We start from the raw sequence: 22,127 nt of genomic DNA on the forward strand, positions 1-22,127 counted from the left end.
ATTAACTAAAATATAAAGAACGAGACTAAAAGGATCTGACCATGACCGACCCGAAATACATTGTTGCTCTTGACCAAGGTACCACGAGCTCACGCGCTGTCGTTTTAGATCACGATGCAAACATCGTTGCCGTTTCACAACGTGAATTCACTCAGATTTATCCTGAAGCAGGCTGGGTTGAACATGACCCGATGGAAATCTATGCAACACAAAGCTTAACATTAGTGGAAGTGTTAAATAAATCTGGTATCAGCAGTGATGAAGTTGCCGCAATTGGTATTACTAACCAGCGTGAAACCACGATTGTTTGGAACAAAGAAACCGGCAAACCTGTTTATAACGCGATCGTATGGCAATGTCGCCGCACCGCAGACATTTGTGAAGATTTAAAAGCGCGTGGACTGGAAGACTATGTGCGTGATAACACAGGCCTAGTGCTTGACCCTTACTTCTCGGGCACAAAAGTAAAGTGGATTCTAGACAACGTGGAAGGGGCACGTGAAGATGCGGAAGCCGGTAAGCTGTTGTTTGGTACTGTGGATACTTGGCTGGTATGGAAAATGACTCAAGGCCGCGTCCACGTGACCGACTACACCAACGCATCACGTACTATGCTGTTTAACATCAACGACCTGTGCTGGGATGAGAAGCTACTGAAAGAACTCAACATTCCTGCATCAATGATGCCGGAAGTAAAACGTTCATCAGAAGTGTACGGCAAAACCAACATTGGTGGTAAAGGCGGTACGCGTATTCCAATCGCAGGGATTGCCGGTGACCAACAAGCGGCACTTTACGGCCAAATGTGTGTCGAAGCCGGCCAGGCGAAAAATACATACGGTACAGGTTGTTTCTTGCTAATGAACACTGGCGAAGAAAAAGTTACCTCCCACAATGGTTTGTTGACCACGCTAGCTTGTGGACCTGCGGGTGAACCGGCTTACGCTCTAGAAGGGGCGGTATTCATGGGTGGCGCGTCTATCCAGTGGTTGCGCGACGAAATGAAACTGCTAGCAGATGCGAAAGACTCTGAATACTTTGCAACCAAAGTTGACACCTCTAACGGCGTGTATGTAGTACCAGCCTTTACAGGTCTTGGCGCGCCATATTGGGATGCGTATGCACGCGGAACCATTGTTGGCTTAACCCGAGGCGTAAACTCTAACCATATTATCCGTGCAACATTGGAAGGTATTGCTTATCAGACTCGCGATGTGTTGGATGCGATGCAAGCTGACTCAGGAATAAAACTGGCCAACCTTCGCGTCGATGGCGGTGCAGTAGCGAACAACTTCTTAATGCAGTTCCAATCTGACGTACTCGATACCGAAGTTCACCGCCCGAAAGTCACTGAGGTGACTGCATTAGGTGCCGCTTACCTGGCGGGTTTGGCCGTGGATTTCTGGCATAGCATTGATGAGCTAAAAGACAAAGCAGAGCTCGATCGCACCTTTAACCCTCATCACGATGAAGAAAAGCGCGCTCGACGCTACAAAGGCTGGAAGCGTGCGGTGAAATGTGCGCAAACTTGGGCAGAACTGCATGACATGGACGACTAAGACAACAACGACTTAGCCACTTCATCCATGAAAATGAGCAAAAGAGCATTCTAAGAATGCTCTTTTTTTCTGTCTAACGCCTGATTCCCGCCGATTGCTGCTTCTCTGTGCTCCTAAATTGACGCACAATAGCGTAAGTGCGCATTTTCGAAGGTTCTTTTTAGCCTTCCGAACACATCAAGGAGTCATGTGTGAAACAAATCCCAAGGCATCAGCAGATTATTGAACTGGTTAAAAAACAAGGCTATGTCAGCACCGAAGAGCTCGTAGAACGATTTGATGTCAGCCCGCAAACCATCCGCCGCGATTTAAATGAACTCGCAGATGCCAACCAAATCCGACGCTATCATGGTGGGGCTACCGTACCACTCAGCTCGGAAAACACCGCTTATTCGACTCGAAAGTCGCAGAACTTCACCGAAAAAGACTTGATTGCCGAAGAGCTGGTTAAGCATATCCCAAATGGTGCAACACTGTTTATCGATATCGGAACGACTCCCGAAGCGGTGGCCAGAGCACTGAGTGAAGATCACAAACAACTTCGCGTAGTCACCAATAACTTAAACGTTGCCAGCATTCTGCTGCCTAACCCCGATATTTCCGTGATTTTAGCGGGCGGCGAAGTCAGAAACCGCGATGGCGGTATCGTCGGCGAAGCAACACTCGACTTTGTGAAACAGTTCAGGCTCGATTTCGGCATTCTCGGTATCAGCGGTATCGATTACGACGGTTCTTTATTGGATTTTGATTATCACGAGGTTCGCGTTAAACAGGCGATCATAGAAAACAGCCGTAGCGTGTTCTTAGCAGTCGATCACTCTAAGTTTGGTCGCAACGCAATGGTGAAGCTGGGCAACATAACGCAAATCCACACACTGTTCACCGACCAGCTGCCACCAGACGAGATTCAGGACATTTTAAAAGAACATAAGATCCCGGTGGAAATCGCATCTCCCCTTTAAGCGAGCTTGCTCGTTTAGTCATTGAAACTGAAACCTCTCCAACAAGGAGAGGTTTTTTTATGCACAAATCACACAAAACGAACATTATCGAAAATAAATAATGACCAAAAACGAAAGTTGAGCTACAGTTTATTTATGTTGTTAAATGTTCGTTCGCTCAATTTTAGCTAGGTCAGTGACTATGTATACAAAGAAACAAAACAAAGACTCTCAGGTGTTGGATCTACTCGTCATTGGTGGTGGCATCAATGGTGCAGGTATCGCGGCAGATGCTGCAGGACGCGGCTTGTCTGTTGCCCTTTTTGAAGCTAATGACTTTGCTTCAGCCACTTCTTCAGCCAGTTCAAAGTTGATTCACGGCGGTTTACGCTACCTTGAACATTATGAGTTTCGTTTGGTTTCGGAAGCACTCGCCGAGCGTGAGGTGATATTGAAAAAAGCGCCGCATGTCGCTCAGCCGATGCGTTTTCGTCTACCTCACCGCCCTTACCTTCGCCCAGCGTGGATGATCCGTTGTGGTCTGTTCCTATACGATAACTTGGGTAAGCGCACGACATTACCTTCAAGCCACATGGTTAACCTCGCCAAATCGGGCTTGCTCAAAGAAGAAATGAAAGTCGGCTTTGAATATTCGGATTGCTGGGTCGATGATGCGCGTTTAGTGCTGCTCAATATCTTAGCGGCACAAGAAAACGGTGCTGAAGTCGCTAACTACTGCAAAGTGGATGGTGCAGTGCGTGAACAAGGGATCTGGAAAATCACCATCACCAATCAGTTAACTGGCGAGCAATTTGAACGAAAAGCAAAAGCGTTAGTGAACGCAGCGGGCCCTTGGGTTAAGCAGTTCTTTGATGATAGCTTAGACACCCCATCGCCACGCAATATTCGTTTGATCAAAGGTTCACACATTGTGGTGCCAAAGGTGCACGATGAGGAACAAGCTTATATTCTGCAAAACAAAGACAACCGTATTGTGTTCGTTATTCCTTATATGGATGACTTTTCGATCATTGGTACCACCGATGTGGAATACCAGGGTGATCCTCGCGATGTGGCGATTGACAATGATGAAGTGGAATACTTGGTCGATATCGTTAACCAACACTTTGTTAAACAGATCTCATCCAACGATGTGGTCTGGACATACAGCGGTGTGCGTCCGCTATGCGATGATGAGTCGGACTCTCCTCAAGCGATCACGCGTGATTACACCTTAGAGCTTGAACAAGAGCTAGATCAAGCGCCTCTGCTTTCAATCTTCGGCGGTAAACTCACCACGTACCGTAAGTTAGGCGAAGCGGCGATGAAGAAACTCGAGCCTTTCTTCTCGGCTATGGGTAAACCTTGGACAGACAGCCAAGCCTTACCAGGAGGGAACTTCAGTTGCTCTCGTGAGCAATTAGTCAGATCGCTAACTGAGCAATACCCTTGGCTATCAGATAAATTAGCGATGCGCTATGTGCGTCAATTTGGTACTTACACGCATAAATTGCTCAGCAATATCGGATCTGAAGAAGAAATGGGGCAGCAATTCGCAGACGGCGTTTATCAATGTGAAATTGATTATTTGATCGACCATGAGCATGTCAAAACCATCGATGACCTGTTATGGCGAAGAACCAAGTTGGGGCTGTATCTGGATGGTCAAACCCAAACCGCCATCGCTGACTATATCGCAGCAAAGCACCCCAAGGATAAGGTGGTTCGCTTATCCGCCGCCAGCTAATACCCCAAAACGTAAAAATCCCTCGCTAATCGAGGGATTTTTCTCTTTACACAATAACAGGTATTTAGCCTGGGTGCCCATCAGCTCTTGGCGTCATTAACATGTAGCCAAAGCGCCATAAGTACATACCAAACGCAAACACCCACAGCGTTGCACTAACATTCACCCACATCATCAGATGTTCAGGCATGAACGCAACGCCAAGACCACGAATCAAAGCAGCTAGAATAAGCGCGGAAAATGCGAGTGCCATATTTGGCCCTTGGTAAATCGCACGTCCGGTATGCCCCATGGTCACACGCGCGATCATCGCGAGAACTAAGCCCCCTAACGCACCAATCGCAAACAGGTGGATCATATTGTGGCTTGCAAACGGATTATCAATCACCCCACGCAACAACAAGCTGACTGGAATACACAAATACGCGGCATGCAATGACCAAACCAATGGCTCACTCAAAGTGCGCCAAGGCTGCCATCTGAGCACGCGGATCAAGTGTGCGATTCCTGAAGCGAGCATCAAGGGTTGTCCTAACTGTTCAAACGTCATCGGGAAGAAGCTGAGCACAAACAATCCCACTAACGGCAGGTTAGCGGCCCACTCCAGTACCATCAGTGGTTGGGGCTTCTCAAAGTTGAATCGTCTGGCGGTAAAAAATGGGATGACACGGCTACCCATTACTGACAGTAGCAAGGTGAACCACCATAGCATCGCTTGCCATACTGCCGAAGCTGGGAAAGGAGGCATACCTTTGATCGTCGCGTAACTAGCGAAATTGGCGATAATCGCCAAAATAAATAGTGGGATAAAAAATAGGTTTCGCCACCCTTTTGCTTTAATCACCCGAGTGCCGACTTCAAACGCGGTAAAGGCAAGAAACAACGCTTCAATACTGGAGATCAACCACAGTGGCGCAGGCGTCCAAAACAGGATTCTAGGCAAAAGCCAAAGCACGACTAAAAGCCCTAACCGAGCTTGTTTTGTGCCATTTATGCCGGTCCAATTCTGCACCGCCGTCAGAACAAAGCCCACCACGATTGCCATAGCAAAGCCGAACAACATTTCATGCACATGCCACCAAAGTGCAGGGACTTTAAGTATGGAAGGCTGGCCTGTCTGAAACATCCAAACCCACAGGACAATGGCGATAACCGCATAAAGAGAACCGAAAAGAAAGAATGGTCTAAAGCCTAAACGTAGTAGTGGTGGAATCGCTTCTTCTACTTTTTTGTCTGTAATATTGAGCACTGTCTGCCCCCAAATAACGAAATACTAATAGAAGTACAGCAAGATTCAGTCCAACTCATCAATCGTTTATTTTCAGCACCTTACGAACATAACAACCACAAAAAAGAGTCAAAATGACACCCAAAATAATGTCAAAAAGACTACAAAGAGTAAAAAGGTAACTCTTCTCTTTTAGCGGTTAAATAGGTAGCTTAGAACCATCAACTTAAAGGAGATCAGGATGACGACGTATATTTTTGGTTATGGCAGTTTGATGAACTCTGCATCCCGCCAATTAACCGGGCAAACTTCAGCAGCCACCCCCGCAATCGTAGCTGGGTTTCAGCGCCATTGGGGTAAAATCGACAGCAGCTACACACTCTCTCCTCTTGTTGTCGATAAAGGCCATGGTTCCGTGAATGGTGTTTTGCTGCAAGTAAATGAAGCAGGGTTAGCTGAATTCGACATCCGTGAACGTGGCTACCATCGCGTGCTGGTTCCTGCCTCAGACATTGACTGTGATCTTCATATAACGAAAGACGATCAAGTCTGGGTGTACATTAAAGATAGCCCAGAGCCACCCTGTAAATTAAGCCCTATCGTCCAAACATACGTCGATACCGTTTTAGCAGGCTGCTTGGAAATTTCAGAACAGTTTGCCAAACAATTTGTTGACAGCACGCTGGGTTGGCACCACCCGTTGGTAAATGATCGCCACGCGCCCAAATATGGCAACCTTGCGGGAGTCAGGCCAGAACACCATGCACAAATAGATAAACTGATTGGTAATGTCGTGGCCTAGTATGTTGTCGATTATGCTCACTGATTGATGATGAACTGGTCAGCGATACCAGTTCATCTACTTAACAATCTGCGAGATTAGCTTTCGAATCCACACACTCTTCTCTTCATATTGGTTGGACTTGAAATACAGTAAGCGAATATCAAAATCAGGCACTTCTATCGGTGCGGCAACGGCCGCGAGCGTATGGCTGTACAGTTCTAACTCAGCAAAGCGTTTGGGAATAATACACACCAGTTCTCTTCCTATCAGTAAACGTCTGATGGTCAGAAAATGACGCGATGCGACACCAACGCGACGCTCTAACCCTCTCTTAGCAAGCAGCTTATCAACTTGCGTTTTTAAACTTCCATCAGGGCTCACTAAGGCATGCTCCACCTTAACGAATTGCTCAAGCGTTAACGGCAGATCGAACGCAACACTTTGCGGATCAAACAGGCATAAGTGTTGCTCGGTATACAAATGCTCGCAAAGAAAACGTCGATTTAAGTTTTCAATGCTACCGATAATGGCGTCCAGTTTTTCATTTTCCGCTATCTCTAAGTAATTACTGCGGTTAACGTTATAAAAGCTAACTTGAGCATTAGGCGAGTGCTGCTTAATGGCATCATAAATCTGCGGGGCAAAGAGCTGCTCTGCGTAGTCAGTCAGGCCTATTTTCCATACTCCGCTGTAGTCGTCCGGCGAGAAGTGCTTTTTGCTCAACAAATCATTCTTTATGCAACCCAGTAGCAGATCAATGGTGGGAGCTATCTCTTGAGCATACCGCGTGGGTTCCATTTTTATCCCAACACGCTCAAAGAGCGGATCATCAAATAAGGTACGCATTCGTTGCAGCGTATGGCTCATTGCAGACTGGCTGACGTGACATTGCTCGGCCGCTAAGCTAACACTCTTGGCACGATACAACGCCTGAAATGCCACCAGCAGGTTTAAATCTACCCCTTTCCAATTGAATTCTTTCATCTTGAATTTTCCAATCCCATTTGATTCATAAAGGGTATCGAAATTATCAATTTGAGTCATTTACTGTTTTTGCGTACATTTCAAGCAAATTGGTTGATATGAGTAGTAAGCAATGTTTTCTATTTTCAAAACGTTTTTCTGGCTTGGCTGGATTAGTTTTGGTGGCCCCGCCGCCCACATAGGCTACTTTCGCCAGACCTTCGTTGAGAAGCTCAAATGGCTAAATGACAGTGAGTACGCCCAAATCGTCGCGCTTAGCCAGTTTCTCCCTGGGCCGGGCTCTAGTCAGGTTGGCTTTGCGTTAGGTTACAAACGTGGTGGTTTAGGAGGTGCTTGCGCGGCATTCTTAGGCTTCACGCTCCCTTCGGTATTGATCATGCTCGCTTTAGCCGCGGCAAGCAGCCAAATTACCGATACCAGCCTGTTCCAAAGTATCGTTCATGGCTTGAAGCTACTGGCGGTGGTTGTGGTCGCTGATGCCACGTGGGGAATGTACAAAAACTTCTGCCAGAACAAACTGTCGGCGGGCTTGTGTGTCGCAACAGCCATCGCACTGCTTGTTGCGCCGGGTATTGCCACTCAGATGATTGTTTTAGTCATCGCGGGCTTGATTGGTATGCAATGGCTGAAAAGCCAATCCACCGAACACACAGATGCATTTAAACCGTCCGTCGCGCCGCTGGCATTGTTTGCGGTTCTACTGTTTGGTTTACCACTGGTTGCCCATACCCTTCCAATGCTGGGTCTGTTTAGTGACTTTTTCCAAGCAGGTAGCTTAGTGTTTGGTGGCGGCCATGTCGTGCTACCACTTTTGCAGAACATCGTGGGAGATCAACTGAGTCAAGACGCATTCCTAACGGGGTATGCTGCTGCCCAAGCCGTTCCCGGCCCAATGTTTACCTTCGCGACTTTTATTGGTTATGAGTTGTCCGATACACCGATTTTAGGAGCATTGGTTGCAACTGCTGCTGTATTTCTTCCGGGTTTTTTGTTGCTTCTCGGAGTACTCAAAAACTGGCAAGCCTTAGCGAATAAGCCTATCGTTTCAGGCGCGATAAATGGGGTTAATGCTTCGGTTGTCGGCCTTTTGCTTGCAGCACTCTATCAGCCCGTATTTAGCAGTGCCGTAGCAGCGCCGATAGATGTTGCGCTGATCATTACAGGGTTTTACTTACTCAAAAAGCTCAATTTATCCATTCTTTGGATGATAGGGTTCTTTGTTCTTTCCGGAGGCCTAATCGGTTACGTTAACTAGCGTTCGGACACAAATAAAAGCCTACCTTTCCTTGATGATTCAAATGGATGCATATACGAAAGGTAGGCTTTAATACTATTCTATCGAGCAATTCTATTGTGTACGCACTCTCAAATCAGCAGAGTTCGCTCTGACTTCTAATAACGCTCGCTCTAAGTTTTCATTTGCTACTTTATAGTAAGTCGGTTTTTTATCGATCGCTTGCTGAAGGTATGCCACTGCTTTTTCTGGTTTTCCTTGCAACATCAAAAAATACCCAACGTTGTTCAATGCTTCCGGCGCGCCCATAAAACGCATAAAGACATTCAGCGCACGCTGATCATCATCTTGAGCTAAATAAATCAAAGCCAAATTATTCTGCGCTTTTTCATTGTTGCCATCTTTTTCGATAGCTCGCAAAGTGTAGCGTTTGGCGCTCTCATAATCGCCATTCATATAGTAAGAGTAACCCAAATTCATTAACGCTTTACTTGAGTTAGGCTCAATGTTCAATGCATGCTCATAAAAGGCTTGTGCAATATCAGGCTTAGATTTGACATCGTATAGTACGCCTAACCCTGTATACGCTAATGCAGGCGATTGTGTGTCACTGCTGAGCTTATTAATTGCATCGACCGTGACATCTCCTTGATTGATTTTTTCACGGCTGGCCAAACGGAGCTGATCCGCATTGATGGCCCTCACAAAGTAACTTGCCCCTTGCTCAACGTCTCCTCGCTTACTGTAATTCGAGCCTAATTGCTGAAGCACTTGAATATTATTAGGGTTCGCTTCCAGTGCGAGTAAATAGGCTTTTTCTGATAGTGCTAAGTTGCCTCGTGACTGATGAATTCTGCCGATAGTGAAAAGCGTTTTATCTTTGTACTCGGCGTTTTCAAACTCTAGTGAGCGAATATATTCATACAACGCTAAATCGGTATTCTGACTATTTAATGCATAATCGCCACGTTTAATCGCTTCTACCTCGGTGGTCGGCGCGGTATCTGTGTTAAAGGTTTCCACAGGGCGGCCATCATATAGCTCACTATCAAACGCATTCTGCTGAGTATTATTGTTTGCACAAGCGCTTAACAACAGCACTGAGCAAATCACTAAAAGTTTGTTCATAAGCATCTCTCCCTAATTGCCCAATGAGCTAAATGTATCAATCAAACCAAGTGCGGCTGGACCAACAACGACGATGAAAAACGCTGGCCAAATACACACTAGCATTGGAAATACCATTTTAGTTGGGATTTTCGCAGCAATTTCCTCGACTTCCTGATTTCGTTTATCCCTGTAGTCTTCAGTATAGTCACGCAGAGTCTGGGCCAAACTACCACCCAGCTTTGAAGCATGGGAGAGCATTCCAACCAACCCTGACAGCTCGTACACACCTGTGCGCTCGACCATATCTTTGAATGCCAATGGCATTTCATAACCCGCTTTGATCTTCAAACACACCGTATCTAATTCGTCTGCCAAATCAGGGTGAGAGATGAACAGCTCTTTTGCCACTCTATTAAGCGACATATTCAAGCCCAAGCCCGACTCAGTACACACCACCAAAAGGTCCAGTGCATCGGGCACACCGCGTTTAATTCGAAATTGACGTTTTTTCACTAAGTGGCCGAGAACAATATTGGGTAAGAACATGCCAACCCCAGCACCAACGCCAGCCACAATCAATAAGCTAGAATCGGAGCCAGAAAACAAATAATAGATAGCAGCGATAAGTAACCCTAAAAACATCGCAAAAATTTTAATGGCGTAAAAATAAGATATGGCACTCTCATGATGGAATCCTGCTTGAATTAACTTCAAGCGAACATCCTCTCGCTCTTTGGCATTTTTAGGAGTGAGCAGTGGAGACAGAGAGTGAACCTTGTCATGCAATGCCTCTTTCTTGGCACCTTCGGTTCCGGTCGCTGGTAGTGTGTCTAACCTTTTCCTTAGCTCCGTTCTACTGCCAGTAGCAACTAAAAACACAGCAACAACAATCGTCACCGTAGACAGCAAAACCATCGAAAGGATCAGCGTCTCTTCCGTAAGTGTAGCGCTTTGAATAAACGTTAATATCGTATCCATATGCTATACCTCAAAGTTGATGATTTTTCTGATCCACAGCGCCCCGATAGCAATACCCGTGACACCAACCAAGATCATTTTTATACCTCTAGGATCATCGTAAAGCGGTGCAACAAAATCCGGATTAACAACATTGAGCATCACAAACACCGCAAAAGGAACTAGGAGTAGTATCCAAGCCGATAATCGGCTCTCCGCCGAGAGTGTCTTTATTTTGCGTGATAATTTGAAGCGAGAACGAAGTACCTGCGATACCTTGTCTAGGTTTTCCGCAAGATTGCCCCCTGTCTCTTTCTGTAATAACACTGCACTAGAAAAAGCAAACATGGAGACGGTAGGGTTACGCTCCACCATTTGCATGATCGCTAAACGCAAATCGTAACCGTAGTTAAGTAGGTTAAAGGTATTCTTAAACTCACCCCCTATAGGATCATTAAGTTGGTTGCCTACCTCATTGAACGCTTGAGTGATTGGGTTACCTGTAAGCAACATACGTTTCATTATGTCTAACGCTTCAGGAAACTGCTCTTCAAAAGTCGCTAAACGCGCAGCAGTTTTTTTAACAGTGTAAAAGTACAGCATCGGCCACCAAATAAACGAAGCTAATACTGCGATATATATCGGTTGCAAAAACAACACAAAAATAATCACGGTTAAAAGTTGCAAGATAGCAAGTACTGAGACTACTTGGGTTAAAGACCAATCCAAACCCGCTAGCTCTAAGTTTTTTTTCATATTTGAAAAGAATGACCAACGAACCAATCTGCGATCAATGGGTGACAAACTACGCAAATAATGCTCATTGAGCAAAGTTCGGCTTTCAAGATCCAAGTTGGATTGGCTGGCCTTCAAACGCTTCGCAATCGCGGTACTTTTGGCTTTTCTTCCCGCTGTAGGCAATAGAAATGCCTGGGATATAAGAAATACCGCAATAAACAAAAGCCCAAGGAAGTACACATAATACTCTTGCATGGAGACCTCCTAACGGTGCGTCTCATTAAACAGTTCGAACGGTAAAGGGTGCCCACGTTTGGATAGCGAATCATGGCACTGTGGAATAACACCCGTCGCGGTGTAATATCCTAATACGTTGCCTTCTTCATCAATCCCTTGGCGCTGAAATCTAAAGATCTCAGACATGGTAATGACATCCCCTTCCATCCCATTAATTTCGGATATATTGACCATGCGGCGCTTACCGTCCTCTTGGCGTTCCATTTGCACAACAATATGGATCGCAGAAGCAATCTGCGCACGTAAGTTTTTGGTAGAGATATTCCAGCCAGCCATTGAAAACATATTTTCAACCCGACTCAATGCATCACGCGGAGTATTCGCGTGGATAGTTGCTAATGAACCATCGTGACCCGTGTTCATTGCCGCCAACATATCCACCGCTTCACTGCCCCTTACCTCACCGAGAACAATACGATCAGGGCGCATACGCAGTGAGTTTTTGACCAATTCACGCTGAGTAATTTCACCTTTGCCTTCAAGGTTGGCAGGGCGGGTTTCTAAGCGCACCACGTGAGGCTGTTGTAGTTGCAGCTCGGCCGAATCTTCAATGGTGATAATGCGGTCTTCTACAGGAATAAACCCTGAGAAAATATTTAGAGTAGTAGTCTTACCTGAACCCGTACCACCGGATATAAGGATATTAAGCTCACCTTGCACCGCCGCTTCAACGAAACGCGCCATCGGTTCAGAAATGGAGTTGAAATCTAACAAATTATCCATCGTCAACTTGTCGACCGCAAAGCGACGAATAGAAACCGAAGGACCGTCCAGTGCCAGAGGTGGAATGATCGCGTTCACACGCGAACCGTCAGCCAAACGCGCATCGACCATTGGCGAAGCTTCATCAATACGGCGACCAACTTGGCTAACGATACGGTCAATAATGTTGCGTAAATGACGGTCATCAAGAAAGGTATATGGCGTTCGCTCTAACTTACCTTTACGTTCTACGTAGACGCTTTTCGGGCCATTGACCAAGATGTCAGATACCGTGGAATCATGCAGCAGCGGCTCTAACGGGCCGAGACCAAAAACCTCATCTTCAATCTGCTTGATGATGCGTTTTCGTCCTTCCGCACTCAAAGCGTGGGTTTGGTCGTCGGCCATCAACTGTACAACGGCATCATGCAGATCTTTTTTGGCGCGTTCTTTTTCTAAGCTCGATAAAAGAGTTAAATCGAGAGTTTCAAGCAAGCGCTGATGAAAATAGTGTTTAACTGCTAGCTCTTGCTCTAGCTGTTTACGCGCATCATCAATAACGCGGTTTTTATTTTCTGCTTCTCGCAGTTTACGCTCTAGTAGCGCTTCATTATCTACATCTACGAGTTCGTTCTCTTTCCTTTCACTACTGTCATCAAGCGAAACAAGCGTTTCTTTAACATCTTGGTCTTGAAACTCTACATTGATGTTTTTTCTTTTGAAAAACATACCACCCTCCTATTCCTTAGGAAAATAAACGCTTGAGCCATCCTTTCCGCTCTTGCGTTTCTGGCGCTAATATTTGAGACAATTCGATGATTGATTTCGTCATCGCACTATTTCGCTTCACTTCAACAAACGGCTTACCCAAGTTGGCGCTTTCTATTGCCGCTTTAAAATCATTAGGGATAACGTGAACCTTAAGCTCGGGTAGCGTATTTTCGATGTCGCTCATTTTTATCTGTTGGCTTTTATCAAAACGATTCACGATCAACTCAATTTGATCTTTTGCAACACCATAATCCATCATCAATGAACGTAAAATACGCGTCGCGTTCTTCACGCTGACGAGATTTTGCTGAGTGGTCATAAATATTTTAGATGCTTGTGAAAGCACTGGAGCAAACATACGATCCACTCCAGTGGATAAATCGACAAACACGTAAGGATAGAACTCAAGCAATGTTGGTAACAAAGCTCCCAACTGCGCTGCTTTATCAAAGTTCTCGTTGTGGTTTTCGTGCTTAAAACTCAGAATATGCAACCCCGACGGGTGCTTAGTCACGAGTCCTTGTAAGGACATTTCATCCAAATCTGAAGCATTTACGATGGCATCATTAATGCTGTAGGTAGGACTCACATTGAGATAATCGGCCACGACGCCAAAGTGGATATCTAAGTCAAGCAACAACACTTTTTTCTTATTTTGGCTGGCGACTTCGACTGCTGTATTTAGCGCAAGAGTTGTGGCACCAGAGCCGCCTTTGGTATTAACAAACACAAAAAGTTGTCCGGATTGTCTCGTTGCGACTTTTTCCTCAGCACTGTGTTTAAGTATAGGTGCCAAGTCATTCAACTCTGCTCGATCAGACACAAAGTCAACGGCCCCTATACGCAACGCAATTTTCAGCGCTCCATTGTCGTTTTCGTCACCAAACACCACCAGTGATGTATTCGCTTCGCTCTCAGCCATTTCAGGAATCGATCCCTGCTGCAACTCAACAACCTTTTGTGCCCAACCTGGCCCTGTCTCAACAAAAATCAGATCAGGTAGCGCCAAGCTTTTTACTTTCTCGGACATAGCATCGTTAAGAGGGACTGCTTCATAGCTAATACTCGCACAAAGAGAGAGTTCCGATTGCATATGGAGCTTAAACTTCTCACTTGAGTAAAGCACCCAAATTAAAATGTTAGTTTTGAGCCGTATATGACTGCTGTCACCTCTTGCTAACTGTATTGTTTCACCCATGGCTCTTCTCCCTTAGCAATCGGTCTTAGCTGTGGGGTCATTAGATCTTAATACCCCTAGCGATTCCGCTGGTAAAATAGTTTGAAAGTCAGGAACAGGGACAATTCCGCTGTCTCCTAAAAAGCTAAGTAACCCTGAAAAACCGTAATCAAAATCAATTATCCGCGCACGCACATAATGAATGTTGACGTGATTAGTAACAGGGTCTGCAATAGCCGAACCAGACGCATCTAAATAAGCAATTTCAATATTGTCTGCGGCAAATCCATTTGGTGCGCCTTCACTCAACGCTAAAGTGCGTATATCGGCATCATTGACTACACATACGGCAGCGATTCGAGCAGTACGGCGGCTAATGTCATTCATCGACTGGAGCGAGTAGGCAAAAATGGCAATTTCAATGATGGCAAATAAAATCAGGAATAACACAGAAGCGACAATTGTGAACTCAACCAACGTTATCCCTGCTTGGCTACGTTTCATTTTTTTCATGGCGCGACCCTCATCACTGACGATGCTGTCAACGTCACGTCAGATAGCGCATCTCCCAGAAATGCGCCCACTATCGGCGTGTAAGGATACGCAGCTGTCACCACCACGTAATTATTCACATCATCGTAAGACACATTCACGGTTAACGATTCCAACACTGGCGTCGCTCCATCCGCCGGGCTCGGACTTCCATACATAACGGCATTTTGAATTTCACTCGTGGGTGCAATATTCTCAGCTTTCGCGGTTCCATAAACTTCTGAGACAGCAAAGCGCGCACCGTTTTGTACCGCTTTGCTCAAGGTATTGTAACGAATAAACGCATTACCAAACTCACCAATCGCCACAAGAAATAGCAGCAGCAACGGCAGAACAATGGTAAATTCAACCGCAGCAATACCTGATTCTTTTCGTTGCACATATTTCATTTATGAGTCCTCGTTAAATGGATCTTTGTAGAGAACAATGCGATACGGGCCTGCAGTAGAACTAGCACCATTATTTCTGCTGTTCCTAATCGGACAATCGGACAAATATTCACCTACTATTGCCTCTTTGCCGCTATTGTTCGTTGGTGCCTTATCCACGAGAAAAAAACACCCTAACTCAACCACTTCAAAATCTTGGTGACCGGTTGCTGCATCTGAACAGTCAATGATAGGAACATTGACAACTCGACGTAGATTCCCGATCCCGTGCACCTCTCCAATGTAATCTTCGTAGTTTGACGACACGGTATCCTCATCAGAGTCGTACTCTGAACTACTCAAACCACCACCTTTATACTCACCAAAACGAGTATTTAACCCTTGTCCAACAGGACCAACGGTGCCCCCTGGTTTAGTGGTTACAATATCTCCTTGCTCAAGACATTGTGCATAACTGCCAGCAAGCTGATGGCGAATATGATCATCTTTGTTTCCTTGGACTTCACTTTCATCGACATCAAAATCAAGTAATTGAAAGTTACCCGCCCCCATCTCTGATGTATTCGATGACAACTTAAGGTCATATTTACTACCATTAGTAAATTCTTCCTCTGAATCTTCATCAAAATCACAAATTGCCATCGGTACAACGTTACACGAATTTCCTCCAGCACTTGGCCCTGCTACCGCCGTTGCACCAACCTGTTTGGTATCACTAAACATCTGCATAAAGAAACTGTTCAGGTCTAAGTTGGTCGCCACCACGCGAACATAGCAATCACTACCAACCACACAGGCTCCTCCTGAGAAATCAGAACTGTTATTGAAGGTCACACTGATATCTGCGGTAGTCATATCCAGCTCTGCATTGCCCTCTGAGCCTGACATCTTGGTTAATGCCGCATTGGCAGCCGTCTCGGCCTGTGCCTCTGTACCGCTTTGATCAAGTATCACAGCTGCAGCCAAAGCTGCGGCATCGACGCCATTTTGTAGCTTAGTTCGGTTCATATAAGCGTGGTTGATATCAATCGCGAGTGCTGTAACACCAAGAATAACCAGCATTGCAATGGTAACAATCACAACCACCAAACCTCGTTCCTTGTGTGCACCTCGAAGTGGGCGTTGTGTTTTCATAGTAACCTCAGCTATCTAAAATCCTTTTATGACTTGACTGGTCGAACTGCCTTTCAACTCTTCACCTTTTTTACCAGTGTAAAAGCTGTAGGCATCCTCCATCCGTTCACCATTACCATCAGGAATCACATGCATGTTGTCTCTGGTTGCGTTGGGGTTGTAGGTTTGCTCACTTTTGACCTTCGCCATGTGGTAACCCAAACTGCTTTCTGGCTCATTGGCACAACCGCCAAGAAACACCAATGTCGAAACAGCCGCTATAGTTAGATACATTTTCATGGTGCTCTCCTTAAAGATCATGTCCAAATGAGCCTTCAGCTCCTCCGACACCCGTTGTCGTTCTCATCTCTTTCGAGTTCATTTGCTTACGCTCAACATCGGTTGGCTTCGCTAAATATGCACCACGTCCAAGCAAGTAGTATTCAAGATCGTTCGGTTTTACAAAGGCATCGGTTGGCAGCGTCACTCTTTCTCGGTCTATCGGTTTTGCTAAGCGTGGGGTCACTAATATCACCAGCTCAGTTTCTCCCGAGATATACTCTTGGCTGTTGAATAGCTGGCCAAGTAGTGGGATCTCGCCTAAACCAGGCATTTTTGAGATAGAATCACGAACGTTTTCACTCAACAGCCCTGCAATACCTATTGTTTGACCGTCAGCCAGCTCTAATGTTGATGATGCGCTGCGACGGGTGATTGGTGGAATAAAGTACGCCGCGTTAGAGCCACTTGGTGTGAATGTCAATGTGGTTGAGCTAGCAATTTCACTGACATCAACTGCTAGGTTGAGGTTGATTTTTTTGTCACTCAATACTGTCGGTATGAATTTCAAACCTACACCATAAGGTTTGTATTCAATGGTGATGCCATCATCGTCTGGCACTGGAATTGGGAATTCGCCACCTGCAAGAAACTCAGCTTTCGCTCCGCTCAGTGCGGTCAAATTCGGTTCAGCCAACACTTTGGCCACACCATTTTCTTTCGCAATATCTAGCGCTAAAGTGAACAAGGTATCCCCATCAATAAAGGTGGAAAGTAACCCAGTGCTTTCAATGGTTGGAACGTTAAATACAGGACCAACACCACCACCGACCAAATCGTCAATGAAACCACCAGCAGATGTGCCGCCCCATGAGAAGCTACCGTTACCCTCAAAGAAATGGAAATTAGAGTCAAAACGGCGGACCAGACTGCGCTGCACTTCCGCGACGGTGACTTCTAACATCACTTGCTGTGCACCGCCGATGCTCATCAGGTTGACTACCCCTGTATCTTCGGCTTCTTTATTTCTCGAGTCGGTCCCTTTATCAGCTGACTCACCCGCAGCATACGTTTCAGCTAAGCGTAGAGCTAAGTTCATCTTCTCTTGTGAGCTAACTTGGCCACTTAGAATCAAACGGTTTTGAGAGCTATGCACGGCTACCTTTTCGTTAGGCAAAAACTCATACAACTTCGCTTTTAGGCTGTTTACATCATGAGTAACATCAATGTTGATTGATTCAATTAAACGACCGCGTCTATCCCAAGCCATTAAGTTCGTTGAACCCAACTTCTTACCGATTAAAAATAATTCGTTCGATTTGATCATCACAATGTCTAGTACTTCCGGATCCCCTAACGAAACGCGTTTAGCTTTTCCTTGAAGTTGAACAAAGGTCGATTTGTGATGAGGCACAGTCACTGTTTTTCCACTTTGCGCAGCGGCCATAACCCAACTGCTGCAAGTCAGAAATAGTGCCAATATTGTGATTATTCTTTTCATAATTTACCTCACTCCCTGACACGGACACTGGATGAATTTGTCCCCTTAATAATGGTGACTCTTGGTGGTGCTACATACCGACGAACCACTTTCTCATCAATGGTATGCGGGTTACGCAATGCTAGTTGAATGTCACCTTTACTTTTGGCCGTCAGCAGTTTTTCTGCTTCTTTAGGCGTAACTTCTAAGGTGACGGCACGTACAATAACGGGTTTGTTGTCGTTCGTTCTTGCGGTTTGGTCTACTGCCAGCACTTTGATCTCTTTAAGCACCGTCAGAGTATTTGCTGAGTTTTTGTTGTATTTCACCGTACTCAACACATCGACTTTGTTGCCTGGAAGCAAGAAGCCTGCGACCCCGATAACATCATTTACCCGAATGGTAACAGCACGTTTATCTTCAGGAATAATGGCAGCCAATGTGGCCCCCTCACCAGGAACACTTAGCCTTTGATTGAGCAGTATCTCGTTTGGGTAAATAGTGGTTGAAGCCACTTTGCCTAACACGTTTTCAGGCGCCGTAAATTGATGCTCAGTTGTCCACGCTTTTTCTAGCAGCTTGGTGCTGAGATGCTGCTCTTCTATCACCGTACCAGGCAATATCTCTAACGCAGCGACAACGACAGGCTGCCTTTCAACCACCTCAACTTCTGTTGTTGGTTGGGTTTGGCTATCCATCCACTGTTTGGCAAAAAATACGGCACCTAAACCAAATATGACGGATAGTAGTATGAGTAAAATAATTTGACTGCGGCTCATCGCGCACCTCCTCCTTTGCCATCAGCGGTGAAGTACACCTCCCAAGCACGTTTAACAATCTCTGGCGTGACGACAGGAGTAATTTCTTCAAAGGCAATGATGTCTCGACTGATTCCTATTAAATCTTTCGGTAAACAAGGGTAAAAACCTACTTGGTGTTGACGATGAAGGTTATAAAGTTCTTCGAAAGATTCAGACTGAATGGTTACATCTCTGGTTGAAGCCATTTCATCCCACAAAGCGTGGTATTCGTTTTGCTCTAGCGGATGAAACTGAATTTTGTAGCCAAGGCGACGTAAAAAAGCGGGATCGCTGATTTTTTCTGGGTTTAAGTTGGTAGAGAAAGCCAAGGTTAAAACAAATGGTATGGTGATCTGTTGGCCATTAGGTAGCGAGAGGTAATCAAAGCAATACTCCATCGGAACTATCCAACGGTTTAGTATGGTATCGACCGGAATAGGTTGGCGCCCCAGGTCATCAATAATAAAGATGCCGTTATTTGCCATCATTTGCAGAGGTGCCATCCAAACGCGATTATGCTCGCTATGGTTCACCTCTAGCATTTCCATCGTCAGCTCACCACCGACCTGAATGCTTGGGCGTTCACACAACACCCAACGCTTATCATGCTGATCTTTATAAGAAAGCGCTTCTTCTCCTTCGCTCTTAACAACCGGTTTATGGTGTTGCTTAGAAAACACTTTAATAATATTACCCGCCGCATAAACCGCGTAAGGAACATAAACGGAAGTGTTGAGTGAATTAAGTAATCGCGTTGCGACATAGGTTTTACCTGTACCAGCATCACCATAAAGCAATAAGGCTCGACCTGAGTTAATAGCTGGCCCCAGCACCGATGTCATACGTTCTGCGCCATACACATCACGCATCGCGTACGTTACATCTGGTCTGGTAATAAGTTGAGCACGTACATCTTGCGCCTGGACCATGGATTCATAATCCCCCAAAGAGACTGGTGCAGGACCGAGGTACGCGTCTTTCTTAAAGGCTAATTCCGCTTGATACAATCCGGCTTCCGATAAGCCATATCTTACGTGTCCTGTATTGTCGGTTTGGTAGTATTGGTTGGTTTCCGCTTGAAACACTTCCACTAGTGATTTCTTACGTAAACTCGCGAGCGCATCCTCCACCATGTGGCTACCAATCGCCATAAAGCGGGTAAGTTGAAGAATGTCCGATTTCGGATACGCAGAAAGATGTTTCAGAAGTAAGTTTTCCAGCACAACAAAAGGAATACCCAATTCATCGACCGAGGTTGGTACTCTCGGAGCTTCCGCTTGTGGTACTAACGCGTCCCTGTGATATGAAGATTGAGCCGTTGTTGCCATAGCAAACTCCTTAGCCCCGATTCCAAAATGATAGCAAGCACCCAAAAGTGGCTGGTGCTAATAAGAAAAATATTGGTACATCGCTAAACCGATGATCAGCACCGGTGCAAATGGCATGTAGGTCAAACCTTGTTGGGTGGTCACCGTATGCTTGATTTTCTCACCACTCACATAAGCCGCCGCTGATACACTAAGCAAACTAAAGTCACCTCTATTTTTATAACCAGTAAAAGAACCCAAATTTGAGGGTAATTTGTTTAACGCCCAATACATTGAGCCCACAAATACCGTTGAGACACAGGTATAAAACAAATAATCGGTCAGTGGCTCTAAACCCAAAAGAAACCCTAAAACCGCTATTAATTTGACATCACCTGCTGCCATAACTCGCATGAAATGAAGCAATAAACCGACTGCAAAGCACAAGACAAAACTGGTTGCTTTGTCGGTAAACACCTCAGACCACTGTTCAAACCGTGGTGTAAACAACACATCCAGTGTTGCGATGACAAGCAGTGCCAGCAACAGTTTATTAGGTATCCGATGCTCACGCGCATCGGATACACCAATAACAAGCAGCACAGACCAAAGGAAGAGAGTAGTCATTGATATGTGCATTATCGGTCCTTATTAACCAGCAGGAGCTTCTGGAAGCTCATCAGCAATACTCTGGATTACGGCTTCCGCTCTGTCACCTAATGTTCCAAAAGCAGCTGCTAGCCCAGCCACAATCAAAGCCCCTGCTACCGCATATTCCACCGCAGTTAGACCTTCTTCGTCATTCCAGAACTCTTTTGCTACTTTAGTAAACTTATCCATTTCCTTTCCCCTTCATCCTATTAAAGGTTTTACTTGGTTAAGTGATTTCATCCTTTAGATCGAAGTCACAAATTAAAGGTAGATTAGTATTTAAATTGTTAGTTAGGACTTTTTTGTCTTTTTGTAGGATTGTTTTGATCCTTTTATTTTTGTGCACTGAAACACTAAGAATATTCAAAACTCCTAATGTATGGCGCTACTAATTCGCTCTTTTTCATCTACATTTATTAAAGAACAATTGTTAACCATGTAGACTATCTAATGGAATGGGAGTAAAAAGGTGAGCCCGCAGATTCACTGGTTAGGAAGACCAGTTAAAGATTTACCTAGTTCATGCTCAAGTAGGATTACAGAGCAGTTCAACATCGTAGAGTACGGTGACGATATCTCTATTCTTAGCGATCCCAATGTTCACGTTTGTATCTTTTTTGTTGGGGGGAATAACGCGGTTTCATCACAATGTATTAGCACACTGTGTAAAAATTTGACCAAACGATTGATCGTACTGATCACCGCTGATAGTGAGGCGGAATTACCAGATAAGTCAGTCACGGATGAAGTCTATACCTTTGATCCAGAGAGCTTCACCTTGTGGTTAAACCAAGTGCAAAACAAATATTTCTCTACACGAGCCCCTTTCTTAGGCTTCAATGATAAGCCAAGCCGTAAAAATCCTCTCTTGCCAGATGATATAGAAAAAGTCTTGCGCTATATCCAAAAAAACCTGCACCGAGAGATCAGAGAAGACGACGTTGCCAACATGTGTCACTACTCAACAACCTACTTTTCTCGTTATTTTCATAAACATATGGAGGTGTGCTTTAGAGATTACCTAATAGAGCAGAGGCTCACTTTAGCTAAAATGCTATTAGAAGAGCAGCCAAATGTGAAAATTGCGTACATCGCTTATCAATGTGGTTATCAAGATATCTCCTATTTTGCCCGCATTTTTAAAAAACGCATTGGCCTGACTCCTGCTACCTATCGACAACGCATTCTCAAAGGGAAATAAAACCCGCCATTGGAGTATAAAGCCACGCTATTTTCATCATGTCATTCCCTTCTCAATATAAAACATGCTAAATTTAACAATGCATTAACAACTATAAATATAAAACCACCCAATGACATGGAGTCA

General features: G+C 45.2%; 22 protein-coding genes. 6 read left to right on the forward strand and 16 right to left on the reverse strand.

Translation table 11 applies throughout. The features are described from left to right. The first annotated feature begins 41 nt into the window (after positions 1 to 41). The 3 genes from glpK (at position 42) to glpD (ending at position 4,247) form a co-directional block, all read left to right on the forward strand. The gene (gene glpK, locus VNE01S_RS07825) at positions 42 to 1,559 is read left to right on the forward strand and encodes a glycerol kinase GlpK (protein WP_061781635.1); all 1,518 of its coding nucleotides are present in this window, start codon (positions 42 to 44) and stop codon (positions 1,557 to 1,559) included. A gap of 191 nt (positions 1,560 to 1,750) precedes the next feature. Next, positions 1,751 to 2,521 (forward strand): DeoR/GlpR family transcriptional regulator, encoded by a 771-nt coding sequence (locus VNE01S_RS07830; protein ID WP_053395314.1) that lies wholly within the window; start codon positions 1,751 to 1,753, stop codon positions 2,519 to 2,521. 181 nt (positions 2,522 to 2,702) lie between these two features. Continuing rightward, positions 2,703 to 4,247, forward strand: a complete 1,545-nt coding sequence (glpD, locus tag VNE01S_RS07835; RefSeq protein WP_053395315.1) for a glycerol-3-phosphate dehydrogenase — start codon at positions 2,703 to 2,705, stop codon at positions 4,245 to 4,247. 64 nt (positions 4,248 to 4,311) lie between these two features. On the opposite strand, the gene VNE01S_RS07840 is transcribed toward glpD, so the two are convergent. Beyond that, positions 4,312 to 5,496: an NnrS family protein gene (locus VNE01S_RS07840; RefSeq protein WP_053395316.1), complete on the reverse strand. Its 1,185-nt coding sequence runs from the start codon at positions 5,494 to 5,496 to the stop codon at positions 4,312 to 4,314. A 220-nt stretch (positions 5,497 to 5,716) separates the two neighbouring features. On the opposite strand from VNE01S_RS07840, the gene VNE01S_RS07845 reads away from it, so the two are divergent. Then, positions 5,717 to 6,277: a gamma-glutamylcyclotransferase family protein gene (locus VNE01S_RS07845; RefSeq protein WP_053395317.1), complete on the forward strand. Its 561-nt coding sequence runs from the start codon at positions 5,717 to 5,719 to the stop codon at positions 6,275 to 6,277. Positions 6,278 to 6,334: 57 nt separating this feature from the next. Here the strand turns inward: VNE01S_RS07845 and VNE01S_RS07850 are convergent, their stop codons facing one another. After that, a complete protein-coding gene (locus tag VNE01S_RS07850; RefSeq protein WP_053395318.1) occupies positions 6,335 to 7,243 on the reverse strand; it encodes a LysR family transcriptional regulator in 909 nt (302 codons plus the stop codon). A 112-nt stretch (positions 7,244 to 7,355) separates the two neighbouring features. Here VNE01S_RS07850 and chrA point away from each other — a divergent pair, with 112 nt between their 5' ends. Then, positions 7,356 to 8,498, forward strand: a complete 1,143-nt coding sequence (gene chrA, locus VNE01S_RS07855) for a chromate efflux transporter (protein WP_053395319.1) — start codon at positions 7,356 to 7,358, stop codon at positions 8,496 to 8,498. Positions 8,499 to 8,591: 93 nt separating this feature from the next. Here the strand turns inward: chrA and VNE01S_RS07860 are convergent, their stop codons facing one another. The 14 genes from VNE01S_RS07860 to VNE01S_RS07925 are packed head-to-tail and all read right to left on the reverse strand — an operon-like array spanning position 8,592 to position 20,989. Further along, complete coding sequence (locus VNE01S_RS07860; protein WP_053395320.1) at positions 8,592 to 9,611, reverse strand: tetratricopeptide repeat protein; 1,020 nt, start codon at positions 9,609 to 9,611, stop codon at positions 8,592 to 8,594. 6 nt (positions 9,612 to 9,617) lie between these two features. Then, on the reverse strand, positions 9,618 to 10,565 hold the full coding sequence (locus tag VNE01S_RS07865; RefSeq protein WP_053395321.1) for a type II secretion system F family protein: 948 nt from the start codon (positions 10,563 to 10,565) through the stop codon (positions 9,618 to 9,620). Between the two features lie 3 nt (positions 10,566 to 10,568). After that, positions 10,569 to 11,537: a type II secretion system F family protein gene (locus VNE01S_RS07870; RefSeq protein WP_053395322.1), complete on the reverse strand. Its 969-nt coding sequence runs from the start codon at positions 11,535 to 11,537 to the stop codon at positions 10,569 to 10,571. A 9-nt stretch (positions 11,538 to 11,546) separates the two neighbouring features. Beyond that, the gene (locus VNE01S_RS07875) at positions 11,547 to 13,010 is read right to left on the reverse strand and encodes a TadA family conjugal transfer-associated ATPase (RefSeq protein WP_053395323.1); all 1,464 of its coding nucleotides are present in this window, start codon (positions 13,008 to 13,010) and stop codon (positions 11,547 to 11,549) included. A gap of 16 nt (positions 13,011 to 13,026) precedes the next feature. Further along, positions 13,027 to 14,250 (reverse strand): CpaE/TadZ family protein, encoded by a 1,224-nt coding sequence (locus tag VNE01S_RS07880; protein WP_053395324.1) that lies wholly within the window; start codon positions 14,248 to 14,250, stop codon positions 13,027 to 13,029. Between the two features lie 12 nt (positions 14,251 to 14,262). Continuing rightward, positions 14,263 to 14,742 carry a TadE/TadG family type IV pilus assembly protein gene (locus VNE01S_RS07885; RefSeq protein WP_053395325.1) on the reverse strand — a complete coding sequence of 160 codons (480 nt, stop codon included), beginning with the start codon at positions 14,740 to 14,742 and terminating at the stop codon, positions 14,263 to 14,265. Next, positions 14,739 to 15,170, reverse strand: coding sequence for a TadE/TadG family type IV pilus assembly protein (locus VNE01S_RS07890; RefSeq protein WP_053395326.1), 432 nt, complete (start codon positions 15,168 to 15,170; stop codon positions 14,739 to 14,741). Before VNE01S_RS07890 ends, VNE01S_RS07885 begins: the two co-directional genes overlap by 4 nt. Then, the gene (locus VNE01S_RS07895) at positions 15,171 to 16,304 is read right to left on the reverse strand and encodes a Tad domain-containing protein (RefSeq protein ID WP_053395327.1); all 1,134 of its coding nucleotides are present in this window, start codon (positions 16,302 to 16,304) and stop codon (positions 15,171 to 15,173) included. A gap of 15 nt (positions 16,305 to 16,319) precedes the next feature. Next, complete coding sequence (locus tag VNE01S_RS07900; protein ID WP_053395328.1) at positions 16,320 to 16,583, reverse strand: hypothetical protein; 264 nt, start codon at positions 16,581 to 16,583, stop codon at positions 16,320 to 16,322. Between the two features lie 10 nt (positions 16,584 to 16,593). Then, positions 16,594 to 18,063, reverse strand: coding sequence for a type II and III secretion system protein family protein (locus VNE01S_RS07905; RefSeq protein ID WP_053395329.1), 1,470 nt, complete (start codon positions 18,061 to 18,063; stop codon positions 16,594 to 16,596). 8 nt (positions 18,064 to 18,071) lie between these two features. Beyond that, complete coding sequence (cpaB, locus tag VNE01S_RS07910; RefSeq protein ID WP_053395330.1) at positions 18,072 to 18,821, reverse strand: Flp pilus assembly protein CpaB; 750 nt, start codon at positions 18,819 to 18,821, stop codon at positions 18,072 to 18,074. Next, positions 18,818 to 20,170, reverse strand: a complete 1,353-nt coding sequence (locus VNE01S_RS07915; RefSeq protein ID WP_053395331.1) for a DUF8689 domain-containing protein — start codon at positions 20,168 to 20,170, stop codon at positions 18,818 to 18,820. Before VNE01S_RS07915 ends, cpaB begins: the two co-directional genes overlap by 4 nt. Positions 20,171 to 20,227: 57 nt before the next feature. Then, a complete protein-coding gene (locus VNE01S_RS07920) occupies positions 20,228 to 20,788 on the reverse strand; it encodes an A24 family peptidase (protein WP_053395332.1) in 561 nt (186 codons plus the stop codon). Positions 20,789 to 20,800: 12 nt separating this feature from the next. Beyond that, positions 20,801 to 20,989, reverse strand: a complete 189-nt coding sequence (locus VNE01S_RS07925; protein WP_053395333.1) for a Flp family type IVb pilin — start codon at positions 20,987 to 20,989, stop codon at positions 20,801 to 20,803. A 280-nt stretch (positions 20,990 to 21,269) separates the two neighbouring features. Between VNE01S_RS07925 and VNE01S_RS07930 the strand changes: the two genes are divergently transcribed. After that, positions 21,270 to 22,001: a helix-turn-helix domain-containing protein gene (locus tag VNE01S_RS07930; protein WP_053395334.1), complete on the forward strand. Its 732-nt coding sequence runs from the start codon at positions 21,270 to 21,272 to the stop codon at positions 21,999 to 22,001. The last annotated feature ends 126 nt before the right edge of the window (positions 22,002 to 22,127 follow it).

This window comes from Vibrio nereis NBRC 15637, from assembly GCF_001591105.1.
Lineage (GTDB): Bacteria > Pseudomonadota > Gammaproteobacteria > Enterobacterales > Vibrionaceae > Vibrio > Vibrio nereis.